Below are 16,175 nucleotides of genomic sequence, written 5' to 3'. Positions count from 1 at the left end.
ACTACCCCAATGAAAAATTACATTATAATAAGTTCCTTTTTTGCACTGATACTAACCGGCTGTACATCAGACAGTGTAAACGATGATCCGAGTGTTGCTTATGATATGGCTCCTGAGCCCCTTCTGACATATGCTGAAAAAGAATTGAGTGATTATATGACCACTCCGAGTGTCAACGAAAATAATTTCCGCCTTACCATGCAATATTGGCAGGAGGTCACTTATGTAAGTGAAAGCAATTATAATTTTACTGCAAGAAATGTTTCTAATACTGTCTGGGCAGATACGTATGTAAATGTGCTGAACAACCTGAATAAAGCTAAAGAACTGCTGGAACAATATCAGCCCGGTGCTTCGGAGATCAGTACATGGCCTGCAAAAAAACAGAATCAGATGGCAATTATAGACCTTCTGATGGTCTATACATTTCAGACCCTGGTCGATACATTCGGAGATATCCCATATACCCAGGCACTGAATAATGCGAAATTCCCGCTTCCTGTTTATGATGATGATGCCAAGATCTATGAGAGCCTGATCACCCGTGTAAAAACTGATGTTCAGCATCTTCAGGAGGGGGAAGGAACTTTTGGTCCCGGAGATATTCTTTACAGAGGGGATATAGGAAAATGGAAAAAATTCGGAAATTCACTTCTTTTAAAGCTGGGAATTGCTGTTTCAGATGTGAATCCCGGTCTTGCCCAATCCACCATCAATGCTGCCATTGCCGGAGGAGTAATTACTGATCAATCTCAGAATGCTGTTTTCAGATACCAGACGGAAACTCCTAATTTTAACCCGTTGTATGAAAACCTTGTGAATAGCGGGCGAAACGATTTCTTTGGAGGAAAACCATTCATAGATTATCTCAATACGACTTCTGATCCCAGAGTTTCCAAATACTTTCAGGATGTGGACGGGGTTTATATCGGCCAGGTCATAGGTCTTCCCGGAATTTTTTCTGATTTTTCAGCACCCGGAATTTTTGCCTATACTCCGGAGACTGCCGGAAATCTTATCACTTCTACAGAAGTAGCATTTTATCTGGCTGAGGCGGCTGCACGGTTTGGAATTGGCGGAAGCCCAGCACCATTATATAATACTGCTGTTCTGGCTTCATTTCAGGAATGGGGAATTTCATCCCAGGATGCCCAGAACTACCTGCAGGATCATGCATATAATGCAGCAAACTGGAAAAAATCTATCGGAGAGCAGGCATGGGTCGCAATGTATAATCAGCCTGTAGTATCCTGGAATTTTTACCGGCGTCTTGACTATCCCGCCTTACAGGCTCCGCCTACCGCCATTGCAAATGCCGGAGGAAAAGTACCGGTAAGGCTGCAGTATCCAACATTGGAAGCTACTACCAACGGCGCAAATTATAATAAAGCTGCCACTGCCATCGGGGGAGATAAGCTTACTACTAAAGTATTCTGGGATGTTCATTAAATAAGTATACTCGTAAAAATCATTTAATATCCAATGGTTAAATAGATGAATTAAAGGACTTTAATATTCTTAAATAGTTTATTTTTTTCATAACAGTTATTTTGTATCCCTAAGCCTGTATTACGATGCAGGCTTTTTTATATGGGTTCCCAGAAAAGCGGTTGATAGATAAGAATTGTCTTTTGGTAGACTTTTTTTCGGGGCTCCGGCTCATTTGCACATCTTTGAACTGTAAATAATAAATATAGAATTATGAAAGTAATCGGAATTTCAAAACTTATGAGTAGTTTTTTTTTAATGCTGGTTGTGGGTAACATTTTCTTCAGCTGCAAAAATAGTGATGATGATGATCCGGCTCCTGCTCAGCACGGAATTGATATTGCTACCGGAACCTTTAAGGGAACTATGAAAATTGAAGGGGTGGATTATTACAATGCAATTGTTAATGTATCAAAAATTGATGACTCCCATGTTAAAGTACAGCCGAAGGGCGGGGAAGCATATTCAGTGGCTACCCCTAAAACAATTAATGTCAGCAATTCTGCAGGTGTGGGAGTTTCAGGCAGTGACAGCCAGGGGAATTTCAATTATATAATTTCAACAAAATCATTGCAGATCTATACCCAGAAAACAGCAGAAAGCGATGTTAGGTTTTATTTTGAAGGAGAAAAACAATAATACATATAATGAGGTTGGTTTATTATTCCAATGTTGAATAATAGTTGGCTTAATGATTAGTGATAATCTTAAGCCATTTTTTATGCATTACGGCTTATACTTACTCACATATTTATTTCCTTTTACCCAAAACCTCCAGGGTAAAAAAGCGTCTTCCTGTGCGTAGGAAACTCCTACACGGGGACCTGCTTCTATTTCTTCCGGAGAATAGCTGATTCCATGATCTTCAATCCATATTTCTTCTCCGGTCAGGCTCTTTTTATTAAAGGATTTATCAATTCCCAGTGCTTTGGCGAGAGAACCCGGACCTGAAGATATTGCTCCTTTGGATGATGGCATATTGCGTCTGTGCTCCATAATGTCTTTTCCGATGAAGGGTTCAATGGCCCTGATCAGTACGGCATGAGGCTCATCCTGTACAGAAGTTACAATATTAAACAGGTGATGTATTCCATAGCATAAATACACATAGGAGACACCGCCATGACTATACAGGGGCTCAGTCCGGTCTGTCCGTCTGCCTCCGTAAGCATGTGAAGCCTTATCCCGGACTCCTGAATAGGCTTCAGTTTCTACAATGATCCCTCCGGTAATATCACCGTTGATTTCGGTAAAAAGTACTTTCCCCAGCAGATTCCGGGCGAGGAAAAGTACATCCTGATTGGAGTAATAGGAGAGTGGTAGTTTCAAATTATGGGCTTTAGCATTTCTTGCTCAAAAATAATGATATTTTCAATTAAAAAGTGGTGATTTTAAGCCGGATAAAAAAGATACCACAAAACTACAGATTTCATTGTATAGTGATTAAATTGGCATATTCATTGTTGTTTTGAGATCAACATCATTTCACACTACTATATAAAATATAGGTTTTGACGCCCCCTATTCCCCGGATTCCCGGGGATTTTTATTTTACAGGATATATTTTATTTCCAACCTGTATAAACAGTACAAAAAAAGTCCCACATGATGGTGAGACTTTTATAGGTTTTATCTTCCTCCCGGAGGACAATGTTCTTTTAAGTATTTTGTAAACATTGTGGCCAGATGTTGAGAAGTTCCTTCACCTTCGCTGATGGAATGCGTACGGTTGGGATAAGACATCAGCTGAAACTGTTTGTTGTACTTTACCAGCTCATTAATATACACTTCTGTATTCTGGTAATGTACATTATCATCACCTGTGCCGTGAACCAGTAAAAGGTTTCCTTTTAAATTTTTAGCATAGGCGAGAGGAGAACCATTAACAAAATCTTCTCTGTTCTCCTGAGGAAGACCCATATAACGCTCCTGATAGATATTATCGTAGAATAACTGGTTGGCAACCGGGGCAATCGCAATTCCCGTCTGGTATATGTCAGGATATTGTCCTAAAAGGTTCAGGGTAGATGAACCTCCGCCACTCCAGCCCCATACAGCCACTCTTGATGTATCAATATACGGCCATTTTGCAAATAAGGCTTTAGCCCCCATAGCCTGATCACGGATATTCAGCTGTCCTATTTTACGATAAATAGATTTTCTCCATTCACGTCCCTTTGGAGCAGGTGTTCCGCGGTTTTCAAGAGAAACATACAAATAGCCGTCTTCAGCCATGTCACCTGTATATAAATAGTTCCAGCCTGTGTAGAAATTATCTGTTACGGTTTGTGATCCCGGTTCTCCATATACTGTAAAAACGATTGGATATTTTTTCCCCGGATCAAAGTTTTTAGGCTTTACGACCCATCCGTCCAGGGTAACTCCATCCTGGGTTGTAACCTGGAAAAATTCCGCTTTAGGTTTTGAAGGGGCAGCTTTTTCTGTCCTTTTGGCAGGTACAAGCTCTTTATGATCCGGAAGGGATACTACGGCTCCTATTGAACGGGCATTAACACTGCTGTTATTAAACATGGCAATTTTCCCGTTGGGTGATACCATATACTGGTTAGACCCTGAATAAGCCTGAGGAGTTATCCTTTGTGCTTTTCCTCCTTTCATACTTACTTTGTACAGATATTTCTGGGCTGCATTATCAGGGGAAGCCAAAAAGTAGATCAGTTTGTTGGGAACATCAAAAAACTCCGGTTTTATCACATCAAAATTATCCTTTGTGATAAGGGTTTCTTTTCCGTTCATGTCAATTTTATAAATGTGCCTCCATCCGTCTTTTTCAGAAAGCCACAGGAATTCCTTACCATTGTCAATCCAGTCCCAGCCGCCCGGATCATTGTCATTCCAGCGTGATTTTATATCAATCCATGCTGCATCTGTTTCCGTATGGATGGTTTTGCTGTTTCCGGTACGGGCATCAGACACAATAATTTTACTTTGGTTCTGTTTTCTGTTCAGTTGCTGAAGGATCACTGATTTAGAATCGAGTACCCATTCCATTCTGGGAATATAGTTTTGTACTTCATCTCCTTCAATATTTGCTTTCTTTGAAGATTTAGAAGCCAGATCATAAAACCAGATGCTGCATCCTGAAGGATTTTCACCTACTTTAGGATATTCTACAGGAACCGTAAAAGAGTACAGGCTATCAGTGTTATTGATCATCAGAAAGTTTTTAGTACCTCGTGCATCCAGTTTCCAGTAGGCAATTTTGCTTCCGTCCGGAGACCACCTGAAGCCATCCTGTGTGCCAAATTCTTCTTCATAAGCCCAGTCAAAAGTGCCATTGATTATCCGGTCTGTACCATCAGAAGTAATTTTAGTAAGCTGGTTGTCCGAAAGGTCTTCAATATAAATATTATGTCCGGAAACATACGCAGCTTTTTTGCCATCCGGAGAGAATTTGGCAAACATCAAGGACGCTGAAGGCAGGCTTTTCCCAAGCTGAGTCAGTTTTTTGCTGTTCTTATCAAAAATCCAGTAATCTCCCCGTGTATTATCCCTCCATACTTTCTTTGTATTGGTAAAAAGCAGTAAACTTTTACCGTCCGGAGATACTTGAAAACTTTGTACCTGCAAAGGCGCAGAACTTCCGGAAGGAATTAATTCATTACTGCTTAAAAAAGTCTGATCTTTTCCGGTTTTCAGGACATCAACGATTTCAATGCCGTTTTTGGTAAAGGAATAATAGGCGTTTCCATCAGGGGTCCATTGGGTTTTTTGGGCAGCCAATGGAGACAGGCACAGGAAATATAATGCAATGACCGTTATTTTTTTAATATTCTTCATAGATACTATTGGAATTAAGCTAAATGTTCCGCTCTGTAATTTTCAATTTCTTCCACTGTTTTGATCAGTCCGTTCCCCAGAAGCCTGTATCCTTCATCGGTGATCAGGAAATTATCTTCTACACGGATTCCTCCGAAATTCCGGTATTCATTGACTTTATCATAATTAATAAAGTCTGCATTTTTATTTTCCGCCTGCCAGATGTCAATCAGCTCGGGGATCATATAGATACCGGGTTCCACGGTCACTACAAATCCTGATTCTAAGGCTTTGCCCAGACGTAAGGATTTAAGACCAAAAGTTTTGGTATCTTTTGGTTCTTCTTCAGTATACCCGATATATTGTTCTCCAAGATCTTCCATATCATGAACATCCAATCCCATCATATGCCCCAGTCCGCATTGGAAAAACAAGGTATGGGCATGGTTTTTTACGGCTTCTTCAGGATTTCCTTTCATCAGCCCAAGATCTACAAGGCCTTCTACCAGATGCTGTGATGCTTTCAGGTGAATATCTTTGAAACGGATCCCCGGCTTCAGAAGCTGTTGGGCATTATTAAAGGCATTCAGAACTACTTCATACATTTCCTTTTGTTTTGCAGTAAATGTCTTGCTGACAGGAAATGTCCTGGTCAGGTCTCCTGCATATCCCATTGCAGTTTCAGCACCGGAATCATTGAGGAAAAGATCTCCCTCTTTCAGTGTATTGAGACGGTAATGATTGTGGAGTATACCTCCGTTAATGGTGACAATGGGTGGATAAGACATCTGACATTCTCTATTGGCTGCGAGATACTGGATGGCATTGGCCACCTCATACTCTTTTATTCCAGGTCTGGCAGTACGCATTGCCAGCAGGTGCATGTCATTAGATACATTCACCGCCTTTTCTATTTCTGCAATTTCCCGGGCTTCTTTTATCGAACGTTGTTTTACGATGGCTTTGATCATTTCCACTGAAGGCTGCAGACCAGCTATTCTGATTCCGAGAAGATCAGAGAGTAAAATTTTATTGAAAGACTGATATGGTGGAAGATAATGGATCTTTCTTCCTGAAGACTGTGCCTTTTGCAGGTATTGTGATAACTCTGCATATGGTAAAGTTTCTTCCACTCCTGATTTCAGGCTTTTCTCTTTAAGTGTTTCCTGCCTTCCCATCCATACAATATCATCTATGCTTAATTCATCTCCGAAAACGATGGTCTTATTTTCATCAATATCAATAATAGCTGCAATCCGGGGTTCCTGAATTCCGAAATAATAAAGGTAGGTGCTGTCCTGACGGAAATAATAAGGATTGTGTTCGAAATTTACGGGATTCTCTATATTTCCCAGAAACAATAATATTCCATCCGTCATATTATTTTTTAATACAGATCTTCTGTTTTGATAGGTTTGTGCTGAAAACATATATTGTAAATACTTTTTGTTTTAAAGGTTTAAAGTTACGATTTTGTATTATTCACAGCCCTTTATTCATAAAAATAAAAACAGCCCGTTTTATTTGTATAAAAAAGAAAGATGCTGCTTCAGAAAAGTTCATTCTTTTGCGGTGTTTTCCGATACAGGTATTGTTCAATTATTTTGTACTTTTATTGTACGATTTCAATATTCCTATGAACTATAAAAACGATACGATCATCATCCGTGAATTTGCACCGCAGGAACTTCCCTTATTCTCAGCTCTTTTTGAAAATGAAAAAGTAACACGTTATCTGCCTTATAAAACGCCTGATGAATATGAAGAAATGTTTGACAAAGCATTGTCAGACTATAAGACAGGGCCATTCAGCAGATGGGGAGTATTCAATGCCCAGAATAATGACCTTGCCGGAATGTGTCTTGTCCGGGTTTTCCTTGATAATCCTGACCAGTTAGAAATAGGGTATACTTTGGGAGAGGAGTATTGGGGCAGAGGTCTCGGAACAGAGGTATGCAAAGCACTTATTGAGTATTGCCTTTCCCTGCATCAGCAAAAAGACATTGTTGCCGTTACTGATCCGGAAAATACAGGTTCCCAGAAAGTTTTGATGAAAAATGGTTTCCGGAGGGTTGAAAACCTGGTAAGAGAGGGAAGGGAACTGGCTTATTTTGTATGGCAAAAATAGTGAAATTTCTTCCATTGAGTGAGCAAGGTTTCCCTCAAAAAGAGGGAAACCGGCAGGTGTCGAATGTGGTTAATCTTTATACTTTAAGCATTCCCCTGAACCCCCTTGCTGCATAGTAAGAGTCTGCGCCGTTATGATAGGTGAATACGGTATTATAACGTCTGTCGCAGAATATGGCTCCTCCCAATTCCCTGATGGATGCCGGAGTTTGTACCCAGCTTGAAGTTTTCTGGTCAAATTTCCCGAGTTCCTGAAGTTTACGGTATTGTTCTTCTGTAAGGAGTTCAATGCCCATCTCTAAGGCAGTGTCAATGACATTGCTTTCAGGTTTGTTGGCTTTCCGGGATTCCCAGGCAGGGTAATCATAACAGAGGCTTCTGCGTTTCGGAGATTCAGGGGAACAGTCAACGAAAATATATTCGTCCGTTTTATGATTGTAATCTATGACATCGGGTTCGCCTTCTGTTTCTTCCATTTCGTTGAGGGCACAGAGTTTTTCAGGCGAGGCTTCCAGTTTTGCCTGGATTTTTTCCCATTTCAGGTTCTTATGGCGTGTCATGTTTTTTTCAAAACGGGTTTTTAATACGCTTAATAGGGCGTTCTTCTGTTCTGATGTTAATTGTTTCTTTTTCATATCAGATATCTTTAAGTGGTTTCATGGAATAAAGTTACTAAGGTGTAACGGAAATCTTTCTATTGGATGGGCGGAAATACCATGAAATTAATACCAGCGCCAGTAGAAGTACGGCAGGCAATGTTCTGCCGGCAGGATCTCCGATAATAAGATGGGAAACCACGGCTCCCGACATTACAAAGAAAAATCCGGCATAAGCCCATTCTTTTAACAGCAGACGTCCGGGGATCAGGATGATAATAACACCCAATAGTTTACAGATGCCCAGGATGGTCATCAGGTAGGAAGGGTAGCCCAGGTTGGTAAAATTGGCCAGTTCGTCTTTATTTTTCATAAGCTGGACAATGGCTGTAGAAACCATTCCAAGTGCCATCCATAAGGTGAAGATCCAGTAAATGATCTTTGTTCTTTTTTCAGAGGTTTTTTGTGTTTCCATTTTATTTTGTTTTTAGGGTTAATCATTCAGGCCTTTTCCGGTAAGGATCTGTGGAATATTTTTTTCAATTCTTGCTTCGCGGGTTTTAGATTGCTTTGCAGAGGAAAAGTGGAGCAGGTAAGCACGCTGCCGTCCAGGAGTTAAAGATTCAAAAGCTTCTTTTAAAGCCGGATCCTGCTCCAGTTTATTCTGAAACTCTTCCGGCATTTCAAATTCTTTTGTTTTCTTCATGTCCACTTTAACTCCTGATTCTTCAATCTCAACGGCTTCAAACATATAAGACCGAAGAATCTCTTTAAGATCATTGATCTGCTGTACATCTGTAAAACGGACCTGTCTTGCAGCCTGTACATTTTCGGTTTGCCGGATCAGAATATGATCCGGATCTTTCATTAAGGCTCCTTTAAAGAAAAGGAAGGCACAATATTCTTTAAAACCATGAATTAAGAAAATATTTTTCCCTTCAAAAGTATAACAGGGACATCCCCATTTTAAATCTTCCACCAGTTCTGTACTGAGGGCTATTGTTCTTAATGCTTTAAATTCTTCCTGCCATTGTCCGGCATCTTCGAAGAAGAAATCAACTTTTGGATTCATATTATCAAGGATTTATGGTTGATGAGCAGAGTAGAAGGATAGCATTAATCCCAACTTTCACTCTCATAATTTTAAGTCTAAAGTCTGGCATCTGACGTCTAATATCCGACATCTGACATCTAATTAAACAGCTCCTGTAAACGGTTATGCGCCATATTGATTCCCTGTGCGAATGGCATTTTCAGGTGCTGATCTCTGAAATCTACGGATTTATAAATGGTTTGGATGGTAATTTTGCTGGTAGTATCGGTTAATTTTTCAAATTCTAAAAACTCGATCTGAACCGGAAAAGGTGTGTTTTCCATCTGGAAAGTCCTTATAATTTTCTCGTTCTGAACAATGTCATGAATGGTTCCGTTGGCACTGAAAACCACCTCGCCCTGAGGATTTAAGGTTTCAAAACGGTAGCTCCCGTGGGGTTGGTTTTCAAACTTAGTCACTTTGGTTCCCATCCATTGTTCGAAAAGTTCAGCTTCTGTATATGCCTTGAAAAGCAGTTCTACCGGAAGGTCAAATTCCCGGGTAATGAAAATTTCCTGCCTGCCGTCTTCGGCCTGGATTTTTGTTTTTAGTTCCATAGGTTAATGAGTTATGAGTTATGAGTTATGAGTGATGAGTTGGATGTCTTAACCGCAAAAATCTGACATCTGATATCTAATACTAACCATTGCTTTTATTCTGGTATGCTTTCATTACACTTTCCAGGGTATTGAACCGGTCGTCCCACATTTTGCGGAAGGGTTCTATAAAATCGGCTATTTCTTTCATTTTATTGGGATTTAGGTGGTATATGATTTCACGGCCGTTTTGCTCAGATCTTAAGAGTTCACATTCTGTAAGGATCTGGATATGCTTGGAAACGGTAGGTCTCGCCGTATCAAAATTGGATGCAATAGCTCCTGCCGTCATAGATTGAGCCGCCACCAGCATTAAAATGGATCTTCTTGTAGGATCTGCTATCGCCTGAAATACATCTCTTCTTAAATTCATTGTGTAGTTATTTGACTACAAATATATGTGTAGTTATTTAGCTACGCAAATTTTTTGAAGAAAATTATTGGATGAAATATAAACATTAATAAAAATGGAACAATATTTTCCATTTTTATTAATGTTTCAGTGATCTAGTCTATAAAATTGTATTTATTTTTTAATTTAGGAAGAGTAAAGCATGGCCTAACCGAAGTAATGAGCTCTAAAAGCGATTCAGCCAAGTATTTTCATTAGATAATTCTGATATAATATTACATACGATTGAAGACTATTTCTTCTCAATTAACTTTTCTAATTTCTCAATCATCTCCCTCTGCTGTTCCAGCATACGCTCATACAGCTCTACCATCTTATCAAGAGGGTTGAAAGTAGGTTGTACATTTATAGCATTCAAAGTTGATGTGTCGTTGCTTGTGAATGTATTAGAAATAATATTCACTGCTTGCTCCTCATCAAAATTTTCAATCGCTTCAACCGGGACTTTCAGAATTTGAGCTACCTGCGTCAGAATATCAGATTCTACCATTTCTTTTTGCTCTAAAAGAGAGATTTTCTTTTGATTCCAGTCATCACCTAACTCGAAAGCCAAAGCTTCCTGCTTAATTCCCAGCATTTCGCGGAAACGCTTTATATTTCTACCCTGATGTATTTTTTTATTTTGCATATCTGTGTAACTCATGATAACAAATATAAAGTTTTAAACCCTAAAAATAAAGCTCCCGTTAAAAATAAATTATATTCTAAAATATCCATTGTTTTGAATAAAATATCCTTTCCCAAACTGTAGTATTCTGCCATTTATTCCGTGATTTGCTGGAAATTAACAGATATGAGAAAAAGAATGAACCGAAGCAAAGATAATGAGCTTCACAATCGCAACATTACGGTTTTCCTTAAATCGTTTTCAAGAGCACATGGAAAAATAGTTTTCTTTCCGGAAATAAGGATTACAGGGAAGTGGGTACAGCAGTGTGGTTTTCAGCCGGGAGATCATGTGCTGGTTACAGTGTGCAGGAACCAGATTATCCTGGAGCGGGAAGAAGATTATGGAGACGTAACATAATTAAATTTCCTGGTTTGTGATATTTGTATTGCAGCTTAATTTCCGGATGTAGTTCATTTTTATTGAGATTTAATAACTGGTGTGTGCAGATGCCGGAAGCTCTTGAAAATGCTGAAATTAATCAAAGGTTACTGAAAAGTAGCCTTTTTATGATATTTAAAAACAAAATTTTAGTATATACTGCCAATAAAATTACCCTTATCTTTGTAAATACAATGTTTCTAAACATTAATCAATATCATCAGATGAAATTTTTACTAGACCTTTTATTCCGTATTCTACAGCTTTTTACAGAACCTTATTTCCTTTTATTTCTGGCGGCAGTTATCATCATCCTGCTGAAAAGGAAAAACAAACGTAAAAACCTGAGGATAGGAATTGGCATATTGGCCGTCTTACTCAGTATTTTTATAGGAAATGGTTTCCTGGGTAAACTGACTTCTGCATACCTTCAGAAAAATTACGCCAATACCCAGGTAAGTAAGAACATGGCTTCGCAAAATCCCGTTATCGTGGTACTGGGTGGTGGCGTTACAGATATTGACAATATTGAAAAGCCGCACATATTGTCTTATTCCAGAATGGTCACAGCGTACCAGTTATATTATGAATACAGGAAAAATAATCTGCCCTGTAAAATATTAATTTCCGGGAAGGGAAGGGGGCAGACCAGTGAAGCGGAATTATTCAGCGACAGTTTTATAAAAATGGGAGCTTCAGAAGCTGATATCATAAAGGAAGATAAAAGCATGAATACGTATGAAAATGCAAAATATTCCAGCCAAATATTGAAACAGATAGCACCTTCCAATGTATACCTGGTGACTTCGGGTTTTCATATGAAAAGAGCTGTTTCGCTGTTTCAGACATTTGGAATACATCCTGTTCCGCAGGCATCAGATTTTATTGATACCGAAATCACGGTATTTCCCAACAGCTATAATGCTGCTTTTACCTTTGTTATGCTCAAAGAAATCGTGGGAATATGGCAGGTAAAGCTGTATAATAGTTTGGGAATGAATGGATAATATTCTGAATTTTATCACAGAACCAAACTCTTAACCCAGTTCAGTGTCCGGATTGATTAGTGAATTATTAGTTTTTCAATCCGCCCAATTATAAATACAGTTAACTACCGGAAAATTTAGAAAAGTCCCAAATAAACAGCGTTTTTCAAGTCAGGGGCTATGCTATCTGACTGAAAACAGAGGTGATTTACGGGCAATTAATGCTCACAGGCATATCAGGCAACAATATCTAATTTACATATAAAATACATTAAACTTGTGCCCATCGGGATCTGCAAACACAAAGCCATAATAATTTTCTCCAAAACTCTCGGGTTCTGAGACAATGGTCCCGCCGGCTTTTTTTACCTCCAGAGCCCATTCATCTACCTGGTTTTTACTTTCTGCGGATAGGGTGAATATAATTTCGTTTGAGCTGTCAGGGTCTCCAAATTGTATGCTTTTCAGATTGTTTTCTATCACGCTTTTTAAGAAAAAGTGAATGATAAATTCATTTCCGGCTGCAAAAAAGCTTACCAGTTCATTGGAACTGTGTGGGTTATTGGACTTGAATCCCAGCTCTGTATAGAATTTTTGTGTTCGTTCAAGATTGGCTACGGCCAGGTTGGCCCAGATCATTTTAGGTTTCATATTATATTATTTTTTGGTATGATAAAGGTATTTCTTTTTGCAGTAGCAGGAATTGTCATGTGACAAGATTTGTACTATTTAACATAATATATAAAGGAAATAAATCAGGCTAAAAAAAACTGTGCAGGCAGGAACAGAGATTTTATAGAAGAAGCTCAGCGGATAAAAATTAAGACTTTTGAAATTGATTGGTTTATAGCATCTGTTTTTATGGATATGCGTGTTATTTTAACCGTATGCAAACAAAACATAAGTTATTGAAATAACAGAAGCCCGGAATGTTTTCCGGGCAAAAGCTATAAAGAAGAAAAGAGCTCTTAGAAATGGTTAAAGGAAATTGGTCAGGAAAATTTTGAGAATAACAGAAACTCATGGATTAGGCTACCCCTTTTCAGTAAATTATTTTTCCTATAATTTATATTATGTTAAATTGTATATTGTTTATATTTATTTTTATTTTCTAACTATTAATTTACTCTTTCGGTTATTACATCGAATTTTTCACTCAATAGCAGATTATAAAGTTCTATGACCTCTTTCCAGTCTTTAGCCTGATATTGGGTTTGTTGTCCTTCAAAAATTACAATAAGCGATAAATCTCTATTTACTTCAATTACATTTTCATCATCGGTTATAACTGAAACCCAAAATGTTCCATGTTCATCATCCATTAATTGAATGTCCGATATAGCTTTTACTATATCTTTTTCATCAATATTGTCTTTTTGATAGCCGCTCGCATATTGAATATAATTTTCTGACATATTAGCGTTTTGTGAGATTATTCCTAACTTATCTATCCCATTATCTGTATCTGGGAAAAAACATAAAACATTTCTGAGCCGATCTGTAAACTTCTTTCTTTATATATTGCCGATTGTTCAGGTGTGCCATCTGAGATTTTAGGATCTTCAAAAGCCAAAGCAATGCGCGTATCTGCTCCTTTAATGAAAGGACAATCTGTATCAGCCTGGGAACAGGTCATTACAGCAGCAAAACTATGGACAGGATTAAACGGATGATCATATCTTTTGGAAAAGCCGATAACTGGATGTGAATCCTCATCATACTTTATAGCATAAGCCGGGTTTTCAGAATCGGATAATTCTATGACCTGACAGCCTTGTTCCCTCAATGTTTCTACAATTTTAGGGAACATGGCAGTTTGTTCTGTACCTCCTGAATAGCAGGTTACTTCTGGCACTCCATAGTGTGCAGCAGCAATCTGTGCCCATATTTGCGACAAATGGCTTCTTCTTGAATTATGTGTACAGATAAAATTGATATTTACAGGTTCTCCGGCCTCCAGTTTTTTTTGAATATATTCTATCAGCGGCATTAGTATAGCCCTTCTCTCCTTTTCTATTCTGGTACATTTTAATAAAGCAATTGTGGTTGATAATTCAGGATACATTTTTTTGATCTTTAAATAAAAATTTTAGCAGCATCCTGAATTGGGTGTACAGCATGATGTTTTTTGGGCAGAAAGCTCTGACAGGCTTATTTTTTGTTTTCCGGCAGGAATACCGCATGCATCCTGAGCCAGACAGGCTGTGGTTTTGTTTTTGAGAATAAAAACCTTCCCGTTAAATGCAAGATCGTATTTTCCAATGGTTGTATTCTGATACTCTACCTCAATTTCACCATCTTCAATTCCTAATTTCTCTTCGGACAGCTTGATAATGTTTAAAAGCTTTCCGGGCTTTAGCCGATGCTCAAAGTCATTGGCATTCCAGAGCTGGAAGTTGACCACCTTTTCATTACGGATAGTTCCTCCACAATCGATGAAATGTTTAGTAACCGTCCCCACTTCTGTTACATGGAAATGTTCAGGAACAAAGGTTCCGTCTTCTAATTGGAATTCAACATTTTCCAGTACCGGTAAAATTTCTTTAATTTCAGATAGTTTCATTTTTTTTTGTTTTATTGGTTAAATGCAATATTGCGATATTTTATTTTAAAAAAATGCTTAACAGCATTTCTGTTCGGCAACAGTCAGAATGATCTTTGAGAAATAGTCTTTCAGAATTTCAAATGTCTTTTCATCAATACAATAACAAATGGCTGTACCTTCTATATTCCCTTTGATCAGGCCCGCATTTTTAAGCTCTTTCAGATGTTGGGAAACTGTAGCTTGTGCTAAAGGCAGCGCATCAACAATATCACCGCATATGCAGGCATTCACTTTAAGCAGATACTCAATAATAGCTACTCTGGCCGGATGCCCCAATGCTTTGGCAATGGTTGCTATTCTATTTTGCTCATCAGTAAAATGATCGGTCTTGGTAACTCCCATGATTTTAATATATATCGCAATATTACGATATATATTTTACATAGAGAAATTCTTCACTATAAAATGTAAGAAAAACTTTTATGGAGTCAATTATTGAAATAAAAATCTCTGCTCAATTTGAGCAGAGATTTCTGTATTATTCAGGCTTAGTGATTAATAATTGCTTGCTTTATTAAGCAGTGAAATATCCTCCTGGTCCAGAACAAGTTCAGGAGCCTTGAACAAAGTTTCAAGCTGTGAAGCGCTGGTTGCACTTACAATCGGCGCCGTGATCAGCGGATTGGCCAGTAACCAGGCTAAAGCAACGGTGCTCTGTGGCGCATGATATTTTTCGCTTATCTGATCCAAAGCCTTTAGAACTTCAAGTCCTTTAGGAGTTAAATATTTTCTGGCCCCCTCTCCTCTTGCACTTTTTGTAAGATCCTCTTCATTACGGTATTTACCGGTTAGAAATCCGGCGGCCAATGACCAGTAAGGAAATACACTAAGATCAAACTGTTCTGCCAAAGGAGCATAATTTTTCTCAAATCCTTCCCTTTCCATCAGGTTATAATGAGGCTGTAATGCTACATATTTAGGCAGATTGTTTTTTTCGGCTGCATCAAATGAAGCTTTTAAACGTTCCGGTGAAAGGTTAGATGCGGCAATATACCTTACCTTTCCTGCCTTAATGATCTCATCATAAGCGGAAAGGGTTTCTTCTACAGCAGTGGTATTGTCATCAAAATGGGTATAGTAGATATCAATATGATCAGTCTGTAACCTCTGTAAAGACTCATCTACTGATTGTAAAATATGTTTTTTACTGATATCAAAACCATGCTCTTTAGTTTCAGACCCCACTTTAGTTGCCAATACAATATCTTTACGGTTGGAGCGGCTTTTCATCCATTTACCGATAATCTCTTCAGACTGGCCTCCTCTACCGTTTACCCACCATGAATAGGTGTCTGCGGTATCTACAAAATTAAATCCGGCACCAGTAAACTGATCTAATATATCAAATGATTGTTTTTCGTCCAGTGTCCATCCAAAAACATTTCCTCCAAAATTAATCGGTGCAATAAATAAATCCGTGTTTTTGATCTTTCTTTTTTCCATA

20 protein-coding genes are annotated in these 16,175 nt (G+C 38.4%); 5 read left to right on the top strand and 15 right to left on the bottom strand.

Annotation, left to right across the window (positions count from 1 at the left end; translation table 11 throughout):
• Positions 1-9: 9 nt before the first annotated feature.
• A complete protein-coding gene (locus DRF59_RS13630; protein ID WP_115961061.1) occupies positions 10-1,449 on the top strand; it encodes a SusD/RagB family nutrient-binding outer membrane lipoprotein in 1,440 nt (479 codons plus the stop codon).
• 252 nt (positions 1,450-1,701) lie between these two features.
• Entirely contained in the window at positions 1,702-2,127 is a 426-nt protein-coding gene (locus DRF59_RS13625) for a hypothetical protein (protein WP_115961058.1), read from the top strand.
• An 87-nt stretch (positions 2,128-2,214) separates the two neighbouring features.
• On the opposite strand, the gene DRF59_RS13620 is transcribed toward DRF59_RS13625, so the two are convergent.
• The 3 genes from DRF59_RS13620 to DRF59_RS13610 form a co-directional block, all read right to left on the bottom strand.
• Positions 2,215-2,817, bottom strand: a complete 603-nt coding sequence (locus DRF59_RS13620) for a DNA-3-methyladenine glycosylase (RefSeq protein WP_115961055.1) — start codon at positions 2,815-2,817, stop codon at positions 2,215-2,217.
• A gap of 300 nt (positions 2,818-3,117) precedes the next feature.
• Entirely contained in the window at positions 3,118-5,289 is a 2,172-nt protein-coding gene (locus DRF59_RS13615; protein WP_115961052.1) for a S9 family peptidase, read from the bottom strand.
• 14 nt (positions 5,290-5,303) lie between these two features.
• Positions 5,304-6,698, bottom strand: coding sequence for an aminopeptidase P family protein (locus tag DRF59_RS13610; RefSeq protein ID WP_115961049.1), 1,395 nt, complete (start codon positions 6,696-6,698; stop codon positions 5,304-5,306).
• Between the two features lie 206 nt (positions 6,699-6,904).
• Between DRF59_RS13610 and DRF59_RS13605 the strand changes: the two genes are divergently transcribed.
• Positions 6,905-7,396, top strand: coding sequence for a GNAT family N-acetyltransferase (locus DRF59_RS13605; RefSeq protein WP_115961132.1), 492 nt, complete (start codon positions 6,905-6,907; stop codon positions 7,394-7,396).
• A 76-nt stretch (positions 7,397-7,472) separates the two neighbouring features.
• Here DRF59_RS13605 and DRF59_RS13600 read toward each other — a convergent pair whose 3' ends face one another.
• The 6 genes from DRF59_RS13600 to DRF59_RS13575 form a co-directional block, all read right to left on the bottom strand.
• A complete protein-coding gene (locus DRF59_RS13600; protein WP_115961046.1) occupies positions 7,473-8,030 on the bottom strand; it encodes a DUF4256 domain-containing protein in 558 nt (185 codons plus the stop codon).
• Positions 8,031-8,067: 37 nt separating this feature from the next.
• On the bottom strand, positions 8,068-8,466 hold the full coding sequence (locus tag DRF59_RS13595; RefSeq protein WP_115961043.1) for a DoxX family protein: 399 nt from the start codon (positions 8,464-8,466) through the stop codon (positions 8,068-8,070).
• Between the two features lie 18 nt (positions 8,467-8,484).
• Positions 8,485-9,063, bottom strand: coding sequence for a YdeI/OmpD-associated family protein (locus DRF59_RS13590; protein WP_115961040.1), 579 nt, complete (start codon positions 9,061-9,063; stop codon positions 8,485-8,487).
• A 119-nt stretch (positions 9,064-9,182) separates the two neighbouring features.
• Positions 9,183-9,641 carry an SRPBCC family protein gene (locus DRF59_RS13585; protein ID WP_115961037.1) on the bottom strand — a complete coding sequence of 153 codons (459 nt, stop codon included), beginning with the start codon at positions 9,639-9,641 and terminating at the stop codon, positions 9,183-9,185.
• An 82-nt stretch (positions 9,642-9,723) separates the two neighbouring features.
• Positions 9,724-10,053, bottom strand: a complete 330-nt coding sequence (locus tag DRF59_RS13580) for an ArsR/SmtB family transcription factor (protein ID WP_115961034.1) — start codon at positions 10,051-10,053, stop codon at positions 9,724-9,726.
• Between the two features lie 271 nt (positions 10,054-10,324).
• Positions 10,325-10,735 (bottom strand): helix-turn-helix transcriptional regulator, encoded by a 411-nt coding sequence (locus tag DRF59_RS13575; protein WP_115961031.1) that lies wholly within the window; start codon positions 10,733-10,735, stop codon positions 10,325-10,327.
• 150 nt (positions 10,736-10,885) lie between these two features.
• Between DRF59_RS13575 and DRF59_RS13570 the strand changes: the two genes are divergently transcribed.
• A complete protein-coding gene (locus DRF59_RS13570) occupies positions 10,886-11,119 on the top strand; it encodes a SymE family type I addiction module toxin (RefSeq protein ID WP_115961028.1) in 234 nt (77 codons plus the stop codon).
• 245 nt (positions 11,120-11,364) lie between these two features.
• Positions 11,365-12,147 carry a YdcF family protein gene (locus tag DRF59_RS13565; protein ID WP_115961129.1) on the top strand — a complete coding sequence of 261 codons (783 nt, stop codon included), beginning with the start codon at positions 11,365-11,367 and terminating at the stop codon, positions 12,145-12,147.
• A 234-nt stretch (positions 12,148-12,381) separates the two neighbouring features.
• On the opposite strand, the gene DRF59_RS13560 is transcribed toward DRF59_RS13565, so the two are convergent.
• The 6 genes from DRF59_RS13560 to DRF59_RS13535 form a co-directional block, all read right to left on the bottom strand.
• A complete protein-coding gene (locus DRF59_RS13560; protein ID WP_115961025.1) occupies positions 12,382-12,777 on the bottom strand; it encodes a VOC family protein in 396 nt (131 codons plus the stop codon).
• Positions 12,778-13,244: 467 nt separating this feature from the next.
• Positions 13,245-13,541: a hypothetical protein gene (locus DRF59_RS13555; protein ID WP_115961022.1), complete on the bottom strand. Its 297-nt coding sequence runs from the start codon at positions 13,539-13,541 to the stop codon at positions 13,245-13,247.
• A gap of 32 nt (positions 13,542-13,573) precedes the next feature.
• Positions 13,574-14,191, bottom strand: coding sequence for an arsenate-mycothiol transferase ArsC (locus DRF59_RS13550; protein ID WP_115961019.1), 618 nt, complete (start codon positions 14,189-14,191; stop codon positions 13,574-13,576).
• Positions 14,192-14,215: 24 nt separating this feature from the next.
• Positions 14,216-14,689 (bottom strand): DUF6428 family protein, encoded by a 474-nt coding sequence (locus DRF59_RS13545; RefSeq protein WP_115961016.1) that lies wholly within the window; start codon positions 14,687-14,689, stop codon positions 14,216-14,218.
• A 57-nt stretch (positions 14,690-14,746) separates the two neighbouring features.
• Positions 14,747-15,073: an ArsR/SmtB family transcription factor gene (locus DRF59_RS13540; RefSeq protein WP_115961013.1), complete on the bottom strand. Its 327-nt coding sequence runs from the start codon at positions 15,071-15,073 to the stop codon at positions 14,747-14,749.
• 153 nt (positions 15,074-15,226) lie between these two features.
• Positions 15,227-16,174 carry an aldo/keto reductase gene (locus DRF59_RS13535; protein ID WP_115961126.1) on the bottom strand — a complete coding sequence of 316 codons (948 nt, stop codon included), beginning with the start codon at positions 16,172-16,174 and terminating at the stop codon, positions 15,227-15,229.
• Between the last annotated feature and the right edge of the window lies 1 nt (position 16,175).

Source organism: Chryseobacterium flavum, from assembly GCF_003385595.1.
Lineage (GTDB): Bacteria > Bacteroidota > Bacteroidia > Flavobacteriales > Weeksellaceae > Chryseobacterium > Chryseobacterium flavum.
Note: the sequence above shows the minus strand (reverse complement) of the source record. Positions and strands in the feature narration are given on the sequence as shown.